General features: G+C 73.0%; 17 protein-coding genes. 7 read left to right on the top strand and 10 right to left on the bottom strand.

What is annotated here, in order from left to right:
- Positions 1-2: 2 nt before the first annotated feature.
- From ACIGXX_RS12720 to ACIGXX_RS12705, 4 genes are all read right to left on the bottom strand, one after another.
- Entirely contained in the window at positions 3-587 is a 585-nt protein-coding gene (locus ACIGXX_RS12720) for a TetR/AcrR family transcriptional regulator (protein ID WP_399975155.1), read from the bottom strand.
- Between the two features lie 72 nt (positions 588-659).
- Positions 660-983, bottom strand: a complete 324-nt coding sequence (gene nirD, locus ACIGXX_RS12715; protein ID WP_351160229.1) for a nitrite reductase small subunit NirD — start codon at positions 981-983, stop codon at positions 660-662.
- Positions 980-3,580, bottom strand: a complete 2,601-nt coding sequence (nirB, locus tag ACIGXX_RS12710) for a nitrite reductase large subunit NirB (RefSeq protein WP_351160227.1) — start codon at positions 3,578-3,580, stop codon at positions 980-982. The genes nirD and nirB overlap by 4 nt, the downstream gene beginning before the upstream one ends.
- Before the next feature lies 1 nt (position 3,581).
- The gene (locus ACIGXX_RS12705; protein ID WP_366462047.1) at positions 3,582-4,925 is read right to left on the bottom strand and encodes an FAD-dependent oxidoreductase; all 1,344 of its coding nucleotides are present in this window, start codon (positions 4,923-4,925) and stop codon (positions 3,582-3,584) included.
- Positions 4,926-5,361: 436 nt separating this feature from the next.
- Here ACIGXX_RS12705 and ACIGXX_RS12700 point away from each other — a divergent pair, with 436 nt between their 5' ends.
- From ACIGXX_RS12700 to ACIGXX_RS12690, 3 genes are all read left to right on the top strand, one after another.
- Entirely contained in the window at positions 5,362-6,834 is a 1,473-nt protein-coding gene (locus tag ACIGXX_RS12700; protein WP_399975233.1) for a ferric reductase-like transmembrane domain-containing protein, read from the top strand.
- A gap of 39 nt (positions 6,835-6,873) precedes the next feature.
- Positions 6,874-7,065: a hypothetical protein gene (locus tag ACIGXX_RS12695; RefSeq protein ID WP_351160220.1), complete on the top strand. Its 192-nt coding sequence runs from the start codon at positions 6,874-6,876 to the stop codon at positions 7,063-7,065.
- 96 nt (positions 7,066-7,161) lie between these two features.
- A complete protein-coding gene (locus ACIGXX_RS12690; RefSeq protein WP_351160217.1) occupies positions 7,162-7,944 on the top strand; it encodes a TSUP family transporter in 783 nt (260 codons plus the stop codon).
- A gap of 47 nt (positions 7,945-7,991) precedes the next feature.
- Here the strand turns inward: ACIGXX_RS12690 and ACIGXX_RS12685 are convergent, their stop codons facing one another.
- From ACIGXX_RS12685 to ACIGXX_RS12675, 3 genes are all read right to left on the bottom strand, one after another.
- Positions 7,992-8,594, bottom strand: a complete 603-nt coding sequence (locus ACIGXX_RS12685) for a class F sortase (protein ID WP_351160714.1) — start codon at positions 8,592-8,594, stop codon at positions 7,992-7,994.
- Between the two features lie 198 nt (positions 8,595-8,792).
- Complete coding sequence (locus tag ACIGXX_RS12680; RefSeq protein WP_351160214.1) at positions 8,793-9,350, bottom strand: hypothetical protein; 558 nt, start codon at positions 9,348-9,350, stop codon at positions 8,793-8,795.
- A gap of 434 nt (positions 9,351-9,784) precedes the next feature.
- Positions 9,785-10,570 carry an aminotransferase class IV family protein gene (locus tag ACIGXX_RS12675; protein ID WP_351160211.1) on the bottom strand — a complete coding sequence of 262 codons (786 nt, stop codon included), beginning with the start codon at positions 10,568-10,570 and terminating at the stop codon, positions 9,785-9,787.
- Positions 10,571-10,787: 217 nt separating this feature from the next.
- On the opposite strand from ACIGXX_RS12675, the gene ACIGXX_RS12670 reads away from it, so the two are divergent.
- Positions 10,788-11,447, top strand: a complete 660-nt coding sequence (locus tag ACIGXX_RS12670) for an NAD(P)H-dependent oxidoreductase (RefSeq protein WP_351160208.1) — start codon at positions 10,788-10,790, stop codon at positions 11,445-11,447.
- 63 nt (positions 11,448-11,510) lie between these two features.
- Here ACIGXX_RS12670 and ACIGXX_RS12665 read toward each other — a convergent pair whose 3' ends face one another.
- Positions 11,511-12,797 carry a HAMP domain-containing sensor histidine kinase gene (locus ACIGXX_RS12665; protein ID WP_351160206.1) on the bottom strand — a complete coding sequence of 429 codons (1,287 nt, stop codon included), beginning with the start codon at positions 12,795-12,797 and terminating at the stop codon, positions 11,511-11,513.
- Complete coding sequence (locus ACIGXX_RS12660) at positions 12,794-13,549, bottom strand: hypothetical protein (protein WP_399975147.1); 756 nt, start codon at positions 13,547-13,549, stop codon at positions 12,794-12,796. Before ACIGXX_RS12660 ends, ACIGXX_RS12665 begins: the two co-directional genes overlap by 4 nt.
- Before the next feature lie 155 nt (positions 13,550-13,704).
- Between ACIGXX_RS12660 and cutA the strand changes: the two genes are divergently transcribed.
- The 3 genes from cutA to ACIGXX_RS12645 all read left to right on the top strand — a co-directional run bounded on the left by cutA (position 13,705) and on the right by ACIGXX_RS12645 (position 15,026).
- Positions 13,705-14,073: a divalent-cation tolerance protein CutA gene (cutA, locus tag ACIGXX_RS12655; RefSeq protein ID WP_399975144.1), complete on the top strand. Its 369-nt coding sequence runs from the start codon at positions 13,705-13,707 to the stop codon at positions 14,071-14,073.
- Positions 14,070-14,507 carry a gamma-glutamylcyclotransferase family protein gene (locus ACIGXX_RS12650; protein ID WP_399975142.1) on the top strand — a complete coding sequence of 146 codons (438 nt, stop codon included), beginning with the start codon at positions 14,070-14,072 and terminating at the stop codon, positions 14,505-14,507. The genes cutA and ACIGXX_RS12650 overlap by 4 nt, the downstream gene beginning before the upstream one ends.
- Positions 14,508-14,729: 222 nt before the next feature.
- Positions 14,730-15,026 carry a DUF6355 family natural product biosynthesis protein gene (locus tag ACIGXX_RS12645; RefSeq protein WP_351160194.1) on the top strand — a complete coding sequence of 99 codons (297 nt, stop codon included), beginning with the start codon at positions 14,730-14,732 and terminating at the stop codon, positions 15,024-15,026.
- Between the two features lie 127 nt (positions 15,027-15,153).
- Here the strand turns inward: ACIGXX_RS12645 and ACIGXX_RS12640 are convergent, their stop codons facing one another.
- Complete coding sequence (locus tag ACIGXX_RS12640) at positions 15,154-17,313, bottom strand: molybdopterin oxidoreductase family protein (protein WP_399975137.1); 2,160 nt, start codon at positions 17,311-17,313, stop codon at positions 15,154-15,156.
- Positions 17,314-17,446: the final 133 nt, after the last annotated feature.

The raw sequence follows: 17,446 nt of genomic DNA, 5'->3' as shown, positions 1-17,446 counted from the left end.
GTTCAGTCGAGCAGGCTCAGTGCCTGCTCCGTCGCGTCCCGCACCCGCGCCGGGTCCTTCGACGCCTTGCCGACGATGCGAAGGCCCTGCATCAGGGTCAGCAGCATGCGCGCGAGCGCCAGGGGGTCGCGGTCCTGCGGCAGCTCGCCCTGCGCCTGGGCGCGGACGAGTGCGGAGTGCAGGAGCGTCTCCATGTGCTCCCAGCTGCGCTCGACGCAGCGGGCGGCCGGTTCGTCGTGCGGGCCGAGTTCGGCTGCCGTGTTCGTGATGAAACAGCCGTTCAGACGGCCCTCCTCGGAGGCGGCCTCGCTCCCGAAGCGGCGCACCACCGCGCGGACGGCGGGCAGGGCGGGGCCCGGCTGCGAGAGCTCGGCGAGCAGGCGCGGGTTCTGGAGCGTCGCGTACCGCTCCAGCGCCTTCAGGTACAGCTCGTGCTTGTTGCCGAACGTCGCGTAGATGCTGGCGCGGCCGATGTCGAGCGCCTCGACGAGGTCCGCCATCGACGTCGCCTCGTAGCCGCGCCGCCAGAACAGCTCTAGGGCCGACTGGAGCGCGGCGTCCGGATCGAATTCCTTGGTCCTGGCCACGAGGAGAGATTAAGCAATACTGGAACGGTCGGTCAAGTAGCCGCGTGATCGGCTCCGGCGGACGGTGCTCGATCAGGCGAGGCGGACCGTATGCGTCTCCACCGTCACCGAATCGTCGTCCAGGCACCGCCCCGTCTCCAGGTCGAACCGCTGCTTCAGGAGCGGCGACGCGACGAACGGCCGGCCGGCCGCCGCGCCGAGCAGGCCGCGCGAGAGCACCGCCGCGCCGGTGAACGGGTCGCGGTTGTCGATCGCGTACGCACGGCCCGCGCGGTCGATGAAGAGTGCGGCCTGGCGGCCGTCCGGGAGCAGGGCGGCGATGCCGCGGCCCGGCTGGAGCACCGCGCGGTCGCAGACCTCGAACCAGTCGTCGTCCAGGTGGAGTTGAACGCTCATCGGGATGCAGCACCTTCCAGGTCGCGGGGGCGGGAGCCGATGGTGAGGAGGGGCAGGTCCGGCTTGATCTGGTCCCGCTCGGGGACGAAGCTCACGGTCGGGTCAGGGACGTCCGGCGCGTTCACGAAGGACACGAACCGGGCCAGGCGCTCGGGGTCGTTGATGGTCTCGGACCACTCGTCGCGGTAGTTCGCGACGTGGTCGGCCATCAGGGCCTCCAGCTCGGCGCAGAGGCCCAGCGAGTCGTGCACGACCACGTCGCGTACGTGGTCAAGGCCGCCCTCGATCCGCTCCAGCCAGGTCGACGTGCGCTCCAGGCGGTCCGCCGTGCGGATGTAGAACATCAGGAACCGGTCGATGAGACGCACCAGTTCGGCGTCGGACAGGTCCTGCGCGAGCAGGTCCGCGTGGCGCGGGGTCGCGCCGCCGTTGCCGCCCACGTACAGGTTCCAGCCGCTCGACGTGGCGATCACGCCGAAGTCCTTGGACTGGGCCTCCGCGCACTCGCGGGCGCACCCGGAGACGGCCGACTTCAGCTTGTGCGGGGAGCGCAGGCCGCGGTAGCGCAGCTCCAGGTCGATCGCCATCCGGACCGAGTCCTGCACGCCGTAACGGCACCAGGTCTGCCCGACGCACGACTTCACCGTCCGCAGCGACTTGCCGTACGCGTGCCCCGACTCGAAGCCCGCGTCCACCAACCGCGTCCAGATCAGCGGCAGTTGCTCGACGCGCGCGCCGAACATGTCGATGCGCTGGCCGCCGGTGATCTTCGTGTAGAGCCCGAAGTCCCGTGCCACCTCGCCGATCACGATCAGCTTCTCCGGGGTGATCTCGCCGCCGGGGATGCGCGGCACGATCGAATAGGAGCCGTTCTTCTGGAGGTTGGCGAGGAAGTGGTCGTTGGTGTCCTGGAGCGATGCCTGCTCGCCTTCGAGCACATAGCCGTCGGCGCCGATCGTCGGGGCCAGCGAGGCGATGATCGAGCCGACCGTCGGCTTGCAGGTCTCGCAGCCCTCGGTGCCGCGGGCGGCCTCGCGGCCGTGGGCGTCCAGGAGCTGCCGGTAGGAGGTGATACCCAGGGTGTGGACGATCTCGTACAGCTCCTGGCGGGTCTGGCCGAAGCAGCCGCACAGGCCCTTGTCGACCTCGACGCCCGACGCCTCCAGCTCGTCGTTGACCAGCTGGCCGAGCACCTTCACGCAACTTCCGCAGCCCGTACCGGCCTTGGTGCACTTCTTGACCTCGGGCACCGTCGTGCAGCTGTGCTCGGTGACGGCGCCGCGGATCGAGCCCTTGGTGACGTTGTGGCAGGAGCAGATGACCGCGGAGTCCGGCAGCGAGGACGGGCCGAGCGCCACCGGGCCGCCCGCGCCGGCGGGGAGCACCAGCTGCTCCGGCGAGACCGGTGGCACGCTGCCGGTCATCGGCCGCAGCACGCCGTAGGACTCCGCGTCGCCGACCAGCACGCCGCCGAGCAGCTCGCCGCCCGCGCCGATGACCAGCTTCTTGTACGTGCCCGAGCGCGAGTCCGAGTAGACGACGTCCAGGCAGTCCGGGGTCGCCCCGTGCGCGTCGCCGAAGGAGGCGACGTCCACGCCGAGGAGCTTCAGCTTGGTCGACATGTCGGCGCCGGTGAAGCTCGACTCCTCGGTGGCGATGGAGGCGGCCACGGTCTCCGCCATCTCGTATCCGGGCGCGACGAGTCCGTAGACCCGGCCGTCCGATGCCAGGGCGCACTCACCGATCGCGTACACGGCCGGGTCGCTGGTGCGGCACTGCTCGTCGACGGTGATGCCGCCGCGCTCGCCCACCGACAGGCCGCTCTCGCGGGCGAGTTGGTCGCGGGGCCGGACACCGGCGGAGAACACCACCAGATCGGCGGCCAGTTCGCTGCCGTCCGACAGCTTCATCCCGCTCACGGCGCCGTCGGTGGCGACGATCTCCTGGGTGCCCACGCCTGTGTGGACGGTCAGGCCCATGCCGGTGATGGTGCGCAGGAGCGCGGCGCCACCGCCCTCGTCGACCTGCACCGGCATCAGCCGCGGCGCGAACTCGACCACGTGCGTGGCCAGTCCGAGCCCGCGCAGCGCGCCCGCCGCCTCCAGGCCGAGCAGTCCGCCGCCGACGACGGCGCCGGTCTTGGCGTACGTCTTCGCGTACTCCTCGATGGCGAGCAGGTCCTCGATGGTGCGGTAGACGAAACAGCCGGTGGTGTCCTTGCCGGGCACCGGCGGCACGAAGGGGAAGGAGCCGGTCGCCAGGACGAGGGTGTCGTACGCGAAGGTCTGCCCCGAGCGTGCGGTGACCGTCTTCGCGTCGCGGTCCACGGTCCGTGCCGGATCGCCGACGTACAGCTCGATCCCGTGTTCCCGGATGAACTCCGGGTCGGTGAGGGAGAGTTCGTCGGGCGTGCGGCCCGAGAAGTACGAGGTGAGCTGTACGCGGTCGTAGGCGGGCCGCGGCTCCTCGCACAGGACGACCACGCGGTGCGTGGCGGTGAGGCCACGTGCGGCGAGGGCCTCGAGGAAGCGCTGGCCGACCATGCCGTGCCCGACCAGGACGATGGTGTTGTCGTGGCGGGGAGTGTCCGTGGGCATCTCAGAGGCCTCCGATTGGGGTCTCCCCTGCTCGAGCGGAGTCGAGAGTTTGGGGAAGGGTGAGCAGGTGGAGCAGGGGGCTGCCGTCGTCGGGCAGGGGGTCGTCGGCCTCCCAGGCGCGGGCGAGCGTGCCGACGGCGGTGAGCTCGCCGAGCAGCACGCCGCCGACGAGCCGGTCGCCGCGCACGACGACCTTGCGGTACGTGCCACGGGTGGCGTCCGCGAGCTGGACCACGTCGTCGTCGGGCCGGTGCTCGGGGTCGCCGAAGGCCGCCAGGTCCAGGGGAGCGGAACCGGGGTGTCCGTTGTGCAGGGTGAGGCGGGTGAGGGCGCGGGTGCCTGCGTAGGGGCGGGCGTCGTGCGGTGAGATCAGGGAGTCCGCGAGGGCGTCGGCCTGTTCGAGCGCCGGGGCGGCGAGGCAGCGGGCCTCGCCGGAGTGCTCGGCGCAGTCGCCGATGGCGCGGATGTGCGGGTCGGAGGTGCGCAGCTGGTCGTCGACGACGATCCCGCGGCGTACGTCGAGTCCCGCGGCCTGCGCGAGGCCCGTGCGGGGGCGGACGCCGCAGGCGAGGACGGTGAGGTCGGTGCCCAGGACGTACCCGTCGGCGAGCTCCACGGAGCGCACCGCCCCGTCGGCCTGCCGCACGCCGCGCACGCGGCACTCGGTGTGCACTTCGACGCCGAGGTCGGTGAGATGCCGGTGTACGAGGTCACTGGCGCCCGGGTCGAGCTGGCGCTCCATGAGGCGGTCGCCCTGCTGGGTGAGGACGACCTGGGCGCCGCGGACGGCGAGCGCGCGGGCGGCCGACACGCCGAGCAGTCCGCCGCCGATGACGACGACGCGGGTGCCTTTTCCTGTGCCCGTGCCCGTGCCCGTACCCGTGCCCGTGCCTGTGCCGACGGCCTCGGACAGGGCGAGGCAGTCGTCCATGGTCCGGAAGGCGTGCACGCCGCGCGGCAGGTCGACGGCGCCGGGCTCGAAGAGGCCGCGCAGGGGCGGGAGGACGGGGTTCGAGCCGGTCGCGAGGACGAGGGTGCCGTACGGGACGACGCTGCCGTCCGCGCAGTGCACGACGCGGTCCGCGCGGTCGACGCGGACGGCGCGGGTGCGGAGGAACTCGCCGGGGGCGGACGGCAGGCCGATGACGTCCGGGCCGAGCCGTCCCGCGAGGACGTCGGCGAGGAGCACGCGGTTGTACGGGGCGTGCGGCTCCTCCCCGATGAGAACGGCCCCGGTGCCGCCGTCGCCCCCGAGGCGCTGGGCGAGCCGGACACCGGCGAGGCCGCTGCCGATCACCACCACGCGGGAGGGCGAGCTCTGGGGGCCCGGGGTCGAAGAGGTCATGTACGGCAGAGTGCGGGGGCGGTGTTACCCGTCGGCATCCTGACTGTTTCCCGGCGGGAACGCTGCCCTCAGCGGGCGCCGGAACGGGTTGTGAGGGTCGCCCCCGCCTCCGGTCCCGGCCGAACGGGCCTCGCCCGCCCCTCCGCATCCGGTCCTCGCCGAACGGGCCTCTCCCGCCCACCCGCCCGTTCACCCCGCATCCGGTCCTGGACGAACAGGCCTCTCCCGCCCCGCCGCGCCCCGGCTTAACCCCCGTTGAGCCGGTCCTCAAGTCCACCTTAAGGATCAGCGATAACCCCCTGACCAGCCACTTCTGCCCGCGCCCCGCGCCTAGTCTGCGGCGGTGACCACCGAGGTAGCCGATTCCCGTCTCGCCGCGTACCCCGCGCTGTCCGCGTACCTGCGGCAGACGGAGGGGCCGCAGCTCCCGCCGCCCATGCCCGCGGAGCCCCCGCGACCCCCGCGACCCCCGCGACCCCCGCGACCCCCACGGCAACGCCCCGCCACCGCCGCCACCCCCGTCCCCCCGATCCGCCTCACCCCCACCGCCCTCCGCAACGGAATCCTCGCCGCGGCCCTCGCCGTCACCGCGCTCTGGGCCGTGCAGGCCGAACCCTCGGCCCGGCTCGACGTGCTCTTCGCGACCGGCGCCCACCTCACCGGACTGCTCGCCGGGTACGGCGTCCTCGTCATGCTCTTCCTGATGGCCCGCGTCCCCGCGGTCGAGCACGGCGTCGGCGCCGACCGGCTCGCGCGGCTGCACGCCCTCGGCGGTCGCTACGTACTCACCCTCTGCCTGGGCCACGCCCTGCTCGCCCTGTGCGGATACGCCGCCCACGCCGACACCGACCTCCTCAGCGCCACCGCCGCCCTGCTCGGCTACCCGGGCCTCGCCCTCGCCGCCGTCGGCACGTCCCTGCTCATGGCCGTCGGCGTCACCTCCGCCCGCGCCATGCGCCGCCGCGTCCCGCACGAGACCTGGCGGGCCGTGCACCTGCTGACCTACCTCGGCGCCGCGCTCGCCTTCGTGCACCAGCTCGCCGGGCCCGACGTGGCGGGCAGCGTCCTGACGGTGTGGGTGTGGTCGATGCTGCACGCCACCGTGGCGGTCCTGCTCGTCTGGTACCGCGTCGTCGTACCCGTCCGCCAGGCGCTGAAGCACAGCCTGCGCGTCATCGACGTACGCGACGAAGGGCCCGGTGTCGTGTCCGTCGTGATGCAGGGCATCGGGCTCGACGGACTGCGGGCCGAACCCGGCCAGTTCTTCCGCTGGCGCTTCCTGCGGCGCAGGCTCTGGCGCACCGCGCTGCCGTTCTCGCTCTCCGCTCCCGTGCGCGACGACACCCTGCGGATCACCGTGAAGGCCGTCGGCGACCACACGCGGCGGATGCGGCGCCTGAAGCCGGGAACGCGCGTGCTCGCCACGGGGCCCTTCGGGGCGCTGACCGCCCACCGGCGTACGCGCAGGAAGGTGCTGCTGCTCGCGGGCGGGGTGGGGATCACCCCGATGCGGGCGCTGTTCGAGACGCTGCCGGGCGGGCCGGGCGACATCACCCTGCTCTACCGGGCGGGCAGCGCCGAGCAGCTCGTGCTGCGCGATGAGCTGGAGGAGATCGCCCGCGGCAGGGGAGCGGGGCTGCACTATCTGCTCGGGCGGTCCGACGCCTCCATCGATCCTTCCGCAAGCTCTCGGCTTCGGCCGAGCAGGGAAGACCTGTCGAGCAGGGAAGACCTGTCGAGAAGGGAAGACCCCATTTCCCCGCAGGCCCTGCGCAATCTGATCCCCGACCTCGCCGAGCACGACGTGTATCTGTGCGGGCCGCCCGGAATGACCGCCTCCGCCACCACCGCGCTCGTCCGCGCCGGGGTGCCCGAGCAGCGCATCCACACCGAGTGCTTCACCTTCTGACCGAGTGCTTCACCTTCCGAGAGGGGATCGCAGGCCGACATGGGACGTCACCGCAAACCCGTAGGCCCCGCCCAGGGGCCCACCCTCCAGGCCCGCCGCAAGCTGGCGACGGGCCTCGCCGGAGCGAGCGCGCTGGTCGCCACGGTCCTCGCGCTCACCGTCGAACCGGCGTCACCGCCCGCTCCCGACCGCGTCCCGGCGGGGGCCCCGGCACCGCAGGCGGCGCCGTAGCCCCCGGGAACCGAAACCTCCGAAGACCCTCAACTCTCCCTCAACTCTCCCTGAATTCCATGGACGCGGTGATCACCCCTCCATAGGGTCGCGATCATGCCCGACATATCTCTGACCACCGTCGTCGTCCTGTGCGCAGCCGCCCTCGCGGCCGGCTGGATCGACGCGGTGGTGGGCGGCGGCGGCCTGCTCCTCCTGCCCGCCCTGCTGCTCGGGCTTCCCGGCTCGACCCCGGCCGCGCACGCCCTGGGGACGAACAAGGCCGTGGCCATCGTCGGCACCACCGGCGCCGCGGTGACGTACGTCAGGAAGACGCCCGTCGACGTGCGCACCGCCGTCCGCATCGGGCTCGCCGCGCTCGCCGGGTCCATGGGCGGCGCCTTCTTCGCCGCTGGCATGAGCACCGAGGTGCTCAAGCCCGTGATCATGGTGGTGCTGCTCGGCGTCGGTGCCTTCGTCATCTTCCGGCCCGCCTTCGGCACCGCGCCCTCCGCCCGGCCCGCCTCACCCCGGCGCATCCTCGCCGCCATCGGCCTCGCGGGCCTCGGCATCGGGTTCTACGACGGCCTCATCGGGCCCGGCACCGGCACCTTCCTGGTGCTCGCGCTGACCGCCGTGCTCCACCTCGACCTGGTGTCGGCCTCCGCCACCGCCAAGATCGTCAACTGCTGCACCAACGCGGGCGCCCTGGCGATGTTCGCCTGGCAGGGCGCGGTCCTGTGGCAACTGGCCGCCCTGATGGCCGTCTTCAACCTCGCGGGCGGCATGTTCGGCGCGCACACCGCGCTGAAGAAGGGCAGCGGGTTCGTCCGGATCGTGCTGCTCACCACCGTGTTCGGGCTCGTGGCCAAGATGGCGTACGAGCAGTGGCTCGCCTAGAACGGCGTCAGTGCACGCAGGACGGCGTCAGCGCTCGCAGGACCGCTTCACCGCACGCTCGTCAGGTGCGCGAACACCACCACGTTGCCCTGGTAGCCCGTCTTCCTCGAATAGCTGCCGCCGCACGTGATGACCCGCAGCTCCGGCCGGTCCGCCGCCCCGTACACCTTGTCGTCCGGGAACTCCTTCGCGTCGTAGACCTCGTTCGCGTCGACCGTGAACACCGCCACGCTGCCGTCCCTGCGCTCGACCTCGATGGTGCGGCCCCTGGTCAGGCCGCCCAGGTCGTAGAAGACCGAAGGCCCATCGGCGTTGTCGACGTGCCCCGCCACGATCGCGGTGCCCGTCTCGCCCGGCGTCGTCCCCGACTCGTACCAGCCCGCGAGGTTCGTCTTCTTCGGAGGCGGTACGTCGAGACTGCCCTGCCGGGTCAGGCCGAGCCCCATGAGGGGCGCGTCGACCCGGATCGAGGGGATGCGGATCCGGTCGGGCGGGGACGGCGGGAGCGCCGCGGCGGCCGGGTCGTGGCCGGAGCGGGGATGTGCCGAAGCGGCCTGCGCGGCCGACGGCTGGGGCGGCGGACGGGACTCGGTGCCGTTGTGCAGCAGCCAGGCCCCGGCGCACAGGGCCAGGACGGTGACCGCGCCCATCGCGGCGTTGAGGGTCTTGAAGCCGCGAGGTCTGCTGCCAGAGCTCGTCCCGCCGACGTTCTTCCTGCGCTTCACTCGACTCGTCCCCCTCAGGGTTCGGGGAGGCCGGTCCCCGCTTCCCTCTCCGAATCCACGAGGGACAGGCGGACCCGGAGAGGGAGGGGGCTGGCGGTACCGGTGGACAGCGGAGGGTGTCCGTCAGATCCTGTCGCCTCTCGCCCGGCGATGCAGGAGCCAGGTACCGCCCGCGGCGGCGACGGCAAGCGCCGCCACACCCGCCGCGGTCTGCACGGGATCGGGGCCAAGAGCGCCGCCGACCCCCGTCTTCACGTGCCCCTTCGGGGCCACCTGCTGTTCACGGGCGGCGGCGGTGGAGGTGATCGTCACGACGAGATCGCCCGCCACCTGCTTGCCGTCCGCGCCGGAACCGGAGCACTGCGCGACGATCTCGTAGGTGCCCGGCTGAGCCGAGGGCGGCACCTTGAACCGGCCGGTCGCGTTCTCCTCGTGATCCTCGTGCGTGGCAGGCGCGAGCGTGAACGTGCCCGCGCCCACCGCGCTGGCGTCGCCCGACGCGGACCCTCCGCCGCCGCACGCGGAGGTGTGCACGGTGACCGTGGAGCCGGGCACGACCGTGGAGGGGTGGACCTCCAGGCCGCCACCGGCGGCGAGCGCCGCGGCGGCCGCCGGTGGCGCCACGAGGCCCGCCGATGCGACGGCGAGCGCGGCAGTGGTCAGCAGGCGGGCTTTGCGCATCGTGCTTGCTCCTCCGAGGGGCCTTCAGAGGGCACGGCCCGCGGCACCCCCAAGTGCCGCTGCGTCGGTCGAACCCCGCTCTACCGAGGTAAGTGGCACTCGGCGGCGCACGCCTCCTGAAGGTCCGTCAGAAACTCTGCGGTGGAGCGGCTCCTGACGTTTCGACGGGAACATTCCAGCAGGTCACCCGGCGTGTCGCCGAGAAGTATCCGAAGGGGGTGCGCGGCGCCTGTGAATGGGTGACCCGGGGGCACCGCCACGGCCCGACCGCAGGCCCGCGGACCCCCTGCACAACCTGTCCGGAGCCCTCCGCAGCCCTCCGCAGCCCTCCGGGACCCTTCCGGCGGACTCCGGAACCCCACTTCGGCGGACTCCGGAACCCCTCCGCGGACCTGAGTCCACCTCAGGCGGCCGCCGCCTCAGACGCGTCCGCCTCAGACGGCGTCCCAGGGCACGTCGGCGTAGAGCCCCGCAAGCGTCCCCATCAGCTTCTCGTCGACCGCGAACTCCGTGGCGTCGATCCGCCGCACCGGCGCGATGCCCCGCGCGTTCGTGACGAAGACGGCCGAGTACGAGGAGAGGTCCGCGAGCGTGACCGGCGCCCGGCGCGTGGGGAGCCCGGCGGCCGCCAGCCGCGGTTCGAGCAGCCGCATCGTGATGCCGGTGAGGCAGGGCGCGTCGGGCCAGACGACCTCCGAGCCGTCGAAGAAGGCGATGTTCGTGACGGCGCCCTCGCTGATCGTCCCGTCGGGCGCGGTGAGCAGCGCGTCGTCGAAGCCCGCGCGCCGGGCGAGCTCTCCGTGCCGTGCCTGTCCGAAGCCGCCCAGGTGCTTGATGTGCGGGAAGGGTCGCTGGTAGGGGACGGACCGCAGGGCCTGCGCGCTCTCGGGCATCCCACCGGGCGGCCGCACGGTGACCGTCACGGAGGGCTCGCCCTCCGGCGCGTGGACGTGGACGCGTACGGAGGCGTCGGCGATGTCGTCGCGGAGCACGTTCCGGACGAGCCCGCGGACGTACTCCCCGTCGAGCTCCCGGTCGAAGAGCTCGCGGGTGGCCGCGTCGAGCCGGGCCAGGTGCAGCCCGAGCCCGCGGGTCGCGCCGCCCCTGACCTGCATCGCGGTGAAGTGTCCGACACCGCCGAGAGCGGGCCACAGCAGTCGGTCGGCGGTGGCGGCCCGGCCGTCGATCTCAAGGCGCTGGAGGGGCGCGGGAGTTGTCATGGGCTTCACCGTACGACGTGGGGGCATGGGCCGGACGAGGGAACGGGAGGGGTGGGTGAGGCCGGGGTGAGTCCCGGGGGAGGGGCGGACGAGGCCCGGGCAAGGGGTGGACGAGGCCCGGGCAAGGGGTGGCCGCGGCGTCGGCTTCAGCCGCTCGCCGAATTCGTCGCGGGAGGCGCTTGACCTCAACCTAGGTTGAGCAACGAGGCTCCTACCCATGACCAAGAACACCGTTGCCGCAGATTCCACGTCCACCGCCGCGTCCACTCCCACGTTCGCCGCCGCGTCCGGCACGTCCGCCGCGCCCCTTCGCGTCGCCGTCATCATCGGGAGCAACCGGGAGGGCCGCTTCGGGCCGATCGTCGCCGAGTGGCTGCTGTCCCGGATTCGCGAGCGCGCGGACTTCGAGGTGGACGTCGTCGACCTGGCCGAATCCCATCTGCCGACCGCGCTCTCCTTCAACCCGTCCGCCGAAGTGCTCGCCGAACTCGGCAAGGTCACCCCGAAGCTGGCCGCCGCCGACGCCTTCGTCGTCCTCACCCCCGAGTACAACCACTCCTACCCCGCGTCCCTCAAGAACCTCATCGACTGGCACAACGCCGAATGGCAGGCCAAGCCCCTCGCCTTCGTCTCCTACGGAGGGCTCTCCGGCGGTCTGCGCGCGGTCGAGCACCTGCGCCCGGTCTTCGCCGAGCTGCACACCATGACGATTCGCGAAACCGTCTCCTTCCACAACGCGGGCGCGCTCTTCGCCGACGACGGCACCCACAAGGACCCGACGGCCGCGAACGCCGCCGCCAAGTCGATGCTCGACCAGCTCCACTGGTGGGCGTGGGCGCTGCGCGGCGCCAAGGAAGTGCGCCCGTACGGCAGTTGATTCCCGTAGTGCGCGCGTGGCTGGGCCGCCGGTCGCGCGGAGGCAGGCCTCCGGCCGCGCGGGCTAGGCCTCCGGCAGACGCACCGTCGCCACCGCGCCGCCGCCCTCCGCGTTGCTCAGCTCCACCCGCGCCCCGATGACCTGCGCCTGGCCGAAGGCGATCGTCAGGCCCAGGCCCGTGCCCTGACCGCGCTCACGGGCGCCGGTCTGGAAGCGCCGCGGACCGTCCTTCAGGAGGTGCTCGGGGAAGCCGGGCCCTTGATCGCTGACCGTGACCACGGGTCCGGCCACCCGCACGTCGACCGGGTCGGCGCCGTGCCTGCGCGCGTTGGCGACGAGGTTGGCGATGATCCGCTCCAGGCGGCGCGCGTCGGTGCGTACGAGCGTGCCGTCCGCGCCGCACGACGCCGCGAACCGCACCGGGCACCCCGACCGCTGCACGATCCCCTCGGTCAGGGGGCCCAGCGGATGCGCGTCCAGGTCCGGCCGCTCCACCTCGGCGTCGAGCCGCGCCACTTCGAGCAGGTCCTCGGTGAGGGTGCGCAGGGCGAGCACCCGGTCGCGCACCAGTTCCGTGGGGCGGCTCTGCGGCAGGAGCTCGGCCGCGGTGTGCAGACCGGTCAGCGGGGTGCGCAGCTCGTGGGCGACGTCCGCCGTGAAGCGCTGCTCGGCCTCGATGCGCTGCTGAAGGGAGGCCGCCATCGTGTCGACCGCGGTGGCCAGTTCGGCCACCTCGTCCTTGCCGGGCCGGCTGCCCGGTGGCCGCGGATGGTCGATACGTGCGTCCAGATCGCCTTGGCTGATGCGGCGCGCGGTGGCCGCCGCGGTCCGCAGCTCGCGGCTGAGACGGCTGGCCAGGGCGGCGCCGCCGAGCGCAGCGAGGATGACGACGACGGCGCCCGACGCGATCAGCTGCTGGTCGAACTCCGCGATCTCGGCGGCCTGTTCGGCCAGCGGTTCGCGTACGGACAGCACATGGTCGCCGACCGGGCGCGCCGCCCACACGACGGGATCGGCGGCATCCATGTCGAGGTACGTGGTGCGCCGCCCGTCCAGCGCGGCGGCCCGCAGCGACGCGGGCAGGTCGGGCGCGTCGATGGCGGCGTCCGTACCGGCGTCGCCGTCGGTGTCGACCTGCCCCGTCAGCTCGTACAGCTGGCGCACCCGCACCAGCTGCGCGGTCGCCCCCGACCTGGCGTTCACGGAGACCTGCTCGAGGCGCGCCTGATGGATGAGGACCCCGATGGCGACGGCGACGACCGCGCAGCCCAGGGCAAGCAGTGCGGCGATCTTCCAGCGCAGTCCGAGGGCGTTGAGCGCGGCGCGGGCGCGCCGGGCGATGCCCCTCACCTCTGCCCGCCCGTGCCGCCGGAAGGCTCGGTGCTGCCGGAAGGCTCCGTGCCGCCCGAAGGCTCCTGAGTGGGCTTCGGTGACGGAGGGCCTTCGGAGGAGCCCGGCGTCTTCTTGTAGTTCTTGACGTCGCTCACCGTGGACATCCGTACGCCGTCCCAGTGGAACCGCACGGCCTGCTCGCCGCCGTCCGTGCACGGGCTGCGCACCAGCAGGTCCCGGCCGAGCGTCTCGACGCTGACGCGCTTGCCCGCGGTGAGCAGGATCGGATAGACGCGGCCCTCGCGCTCCGTGTAGGCGACGAGGACGCTGCGCCCGCTCTCCGTGTCGGCGGCCACCAGCAGTTCGGGCCGCCCGTCGCCGGTCAGGTCCGTCAGGAGCGGTGGCCGAAGGCCGACCCGGCCGGGGCGGTCGATCTCGCCGCGGTCGGCGAGCGGCTTCATCCGCGGGTCGGCCCGCAGCACCTTGCGGAAGTCCTCCGCGCCGAGCCCGTCCTTGCCGAGCTTCGGCAGCCCCGCCAGGGGTTCCGGCGGCGGCTGGTGGGTGGCGGCGTCGGCGCCGGGCGCCTCCGACGACGTACTGGACCAGGCGGGCCAGAGCGGTTCGGGGCGCGGCTGCACGGAAACGGACGGCGCGGGCTCACCGGCGTCGAGCCCGTCCACGCTGCCGCATCCGGCCAGCACGACGGCCGCCGCGACGGCGAGGAGGGCGGCGCGGCGCGGGCGGCGGCGACGGGGGCAGGTGAGGTTCATGGCTCTACCGACGGTAGGAAGCGTCCATCACGGAAAACGGGACGTTGTGTAACAGACGGGGGTAGGCGGGGTGGAAACGCGGAGATCGGGACCTTCGGCCTGGCCGGTGGCCCCCTCCCGTCCCGCCGCCGGCCGGTCCGGTGAGAATCGGGCGCATGACGACGACGTACGCGCCCGGATGCGGACCCGGACCCGGCCCCGGACAGGCAGCGGTGCTCACCGTGTTGACCACGACCGACACCGCCCAGAAGGCGGAAGACCTCGCGAGCGGCGCGGTGACGGCACGGGTCGCCGCGTGCGCGCAGATAATCGGGCCCGTCGTCTCCGTCTACCGGTGGGAGGGCGAGATCGAGACCGCACGGGAGTGGCAGGTGCTGTTCAAGACGGCCGCCGCGCGGTACGAGCCGCTGGAGGCCTGGCTGACCGAGGCCCACGACTACGACACCCCGGAGATCATCGCGACGCCGGTCGTGCGGGGGAGCGCGGCGTACCTGGAGTGGGTGGAGCGGGAGACGGCCGGGTGAGGCCGGAGGCGGACCGGCTGCCGTTCTTCGTGTACGGAACGCTGCGGCCGGGGGAGCCGAACCACGACGTCTACCTGCGCGGCCGTGTCGCGGCGGAGGTGCCCGCCCGGCTCGCGGGCGCGGTCCTCTACGAAGGGCCCGGCTATCCGTACCTGGTGGAGGAGTCCGAAGGCGCCCCGGTGCGCGGCGAGTTGATCGACGCGCTGCCGTCCGCGTACGAGCGGCTCCTCGCCGACCTCGACGTGCTGGAGGAGTGCGCGCCGGGCGACCCCCGCAGCCTGTACGAGCGCGTGGTGCGCGAGGTGACCCTCCTGGACGGGACGACGGCGCGCGCGTGGGTGTACGTGGCGGCGCCGCGGGTGGCGGCGCGGCTGCGCGCCTCGGGGGCGGTGATCGCGGGAGGGGACTGGGCGTCGTTCCGGACGCGGCGGTGAGGTGTGCCGTGCGGGTTTCGCGCCGGCGCCGACGGTCCGGCCGTGGCGCGGATTTCGCAGCTCAAACGGCTGCGCACTCGATCCGGTGTACTCCATCACCCGTGCGAGCGACGTCACGCGAACCGCATGATCGCGCAGGGTGTTCGCTGTGGCACTCTCCGTGTGCACCAGTCGGTGCGCGAGTCGGTGCGTGAGCACCACGTCCTCAGCAGGAGTTGCCCCATGAGCCTTCGCCGTTCGCTGCCGGCCCTCGTCGGCGCCGTAGCCCTCACCCTCGGCCTCCCCGTGGCGGCCGCCGCGTCCGCTCACGCCCCGACCGCCGTCATGAACCCCTGCGGGTTCTACGAGACCGGCAGCGACGCGTTCTACAACCACTGCACAAGTGACGGCTCGAACGTCGTCATCCAGGTGCGCGTGGCCCTCGCCCCCGACTACGAGCGCTGTGTGGGCCCGGGCAACCACTGGCTGGGCTCGGCGAACAAGATCCAGGGCGCGCACTACGTGGGACGCACCTGCTGACGTTCGTACGGGCTGACCTCGTACGGGCTGATTCCGTATGGTCAGGTTCCATACCGTCTGATTCCGTACGGGCTGTTTTCGTACGTGCATGACCGCGGGCCGGGGGAGACGCCACCCCGGCCCGCCGCTATGTCCGCTCCAGACGCACCGCGCACACCTTGAACTCCGGCATCCGCGACACCGGGTCGAGCGCCGGATTCGTCAGGGAGTTGGCGCGGCCCTCGCCCGGCCAGTGGAACGGCATGAAGACGGTGTCGGAGCGGATCGCGCTCGTGATCCGTGCCGGGGCGACGGCCCGGCCGCGCCGCGAGACGACGGTCACCGGCTCGCCGTCCCCGACCTCGAGGCGCGCGGCGAGCCGTGGATGCAGCTCCACGAAGGGGCCGGGGGCGGCGGAGTTGAGCTCGTCGACGCGGCGCGTCTGGGCCCCCGACTGGTACTGCGCGAGGACCCGCCCGGTGGTCAGGAGCACGGGATACTCCGCGTCCGGTTCCTCGGCCGCGGCCCGGTGCGTCACCGGCACGAACCGCGCGAGGCCGTCCTCGGTGGCGAACCGGTCGAGGAAGAGGCGGGGCGTACCGGGGTGCGCGGCACGTACTCCGTCCCCGTCCCGGCCCATCCCCCCGTCCTCGTCCTCGTCCCCGTCCTCGTGCCCGCCCTCGCCCTGGCCCTGGTCCGCGGGGCAGGGCCAGAAGACTCCCTCCCCGTTCCCCTCCTTCAGCCGCGCGTACGAGATCCCCGAGTAGTCCGCGACCCCGCCCGCGCTCGCCCGGCGCAGCTCCTCGAAGACCTCCTCCGGGTCCGTCGGGAAGCCCTTCTCATGGCCGAGCAGGGCGGCCAGACCGTGCAGCACGTCCAAGTCGCTCCGTACGCCGTCCGGAGCGCTCACCGCCTGCCGGCGCAGCAGCACCCGCCCCTCCAGGTTCGTCACCGTCCCCGTCTCCTCGGCCCACTGCGTCACCGGCAGGACCACATCGGCCAGTTGGGCCGTCTCGGAGAGCACGACGTCGGCCACCGCAAGGAAGTCGAGCGAGCGCAGCCGCTCCTCCACATGCGCGGCGCGCGGCGCCGACACCACCGGGTTGGAGCCCATCAGGAGCAGCGCCTTGATGTCCCCGCCGAGCGCGTCCAGGAGCTCGTACGCGGAACGGCCTGGGCCCGGGAGCGAGTCCGGGTCGACGCCCCACACCCCCGCCACGTGCGCCCGCGCCGCCGGGTCCGTCAGCTTGCGGTAGCCGGGCAACTGGTCGGCCTTCTGGCCGTGTTCCCGTCCGCCCTGCCCGTTGCCCTGCCCGGTCAGGCAGCCGTACCCGGCGAGTGGACGGCCCGCGTTGCCCGTCGCGAGGCAGAGGTTGATCCAGGCGCCCACCGTGTCCGTCCCCTTGGACTGCTGCTCGGGCCCGCGCGCGGTGAGCACCATCGCGGCCTCGGCGTCGCAGAACATCCGCATGGCGTCCCGGAGGTGGGGCACGGGAACGCCGCTGATCCGCTCCACGTACTCCGGCCAGTGCGCCATCGCCGCCGCCCGCGCCGCCTCCCAGCCGCTGGTGCGCTCCTCGATGAAGGCCTCGTCCGTCCGGCCCTCGGCCACCACCAGGTGCAGCAGGCCGAGCGCGAGGGCGAGGTCGGTGCCGGGGCGCGGCGCCAGATGCAGGTCGGCCTGCTCGGCGGTGCGGGTCCTGCGCGGGTCGACGACGATCAGCTTCCCGCCGTTCGCCTTCAGCTCCGTCAGGTACCGCAGCGCGGGCGGCATCGTTTCGGCGAGGTTCGAACCGACGAGGATCACGCAGCCGGTGCGCGGGATGTCCTCCAGTGGGAACGGCAGGCCGCGGTCGAGCCCGAAGGCCCGCTGCCCGGCCGCTGCCGCCGACGACATGCAGAACCGGCCGTTGTAGTCGATCTGCGACGTGCCGAGCGCCACCCGCGCGAACTTCCCCAGGGTGTACGCCTTCTCGTTGGTCAGCCCCCCGCCGCCGAACACCCCGCAGGCGTCCGCGCCATGGTCCGTACGCGTGCGGGAGAGCCCCTCGGCGACGCGGCCGACGGCCTCCTCCCAGGTGGCCGGTTCGAGCCGGCCCGTGGCGTGGGATCGGATGAGTGGCTCGGTCAGGCGCACCCGGGAGGAGAGCACAGCGGGCGCCGTGCGGCCCTTGCCACACAGCGCGCCCCCGTTCACGGGGAACGCGGGGCGCTCCATGACCTCCACCCCGCCGGGGCCGGTCGCCAGGCCCATCCCGCATTGCAGCGCGCAGTACGGACAGTGGGTCGGTGTCGCCTCGGTGTGCATGCGGTCCAGCGTCCGCCGGACGTGTTACGCCCCCCGACGCGATCGCGTTACACCCGCGGTAAGCCGACCTCAGCGCGGCCCGCACCCCACTGTGAGCGGGGCCGTGCCTAGGGGCGCGGGGAACTGCGCGAGG

The organism is Streptomyces sp. NPDC055243, from assembly GCF_044544025.1.
Classification (GTDB): domain Bacteria; phylum Actinomycetota; class Actinomycetes; order Streptomycetales; family Streptomycetaceae; genus Streptomyces.
Note: the sequence above shows the minus strand (reverse complement) of the source record. Positions and strands in the feature narration are given on the sequence as shown.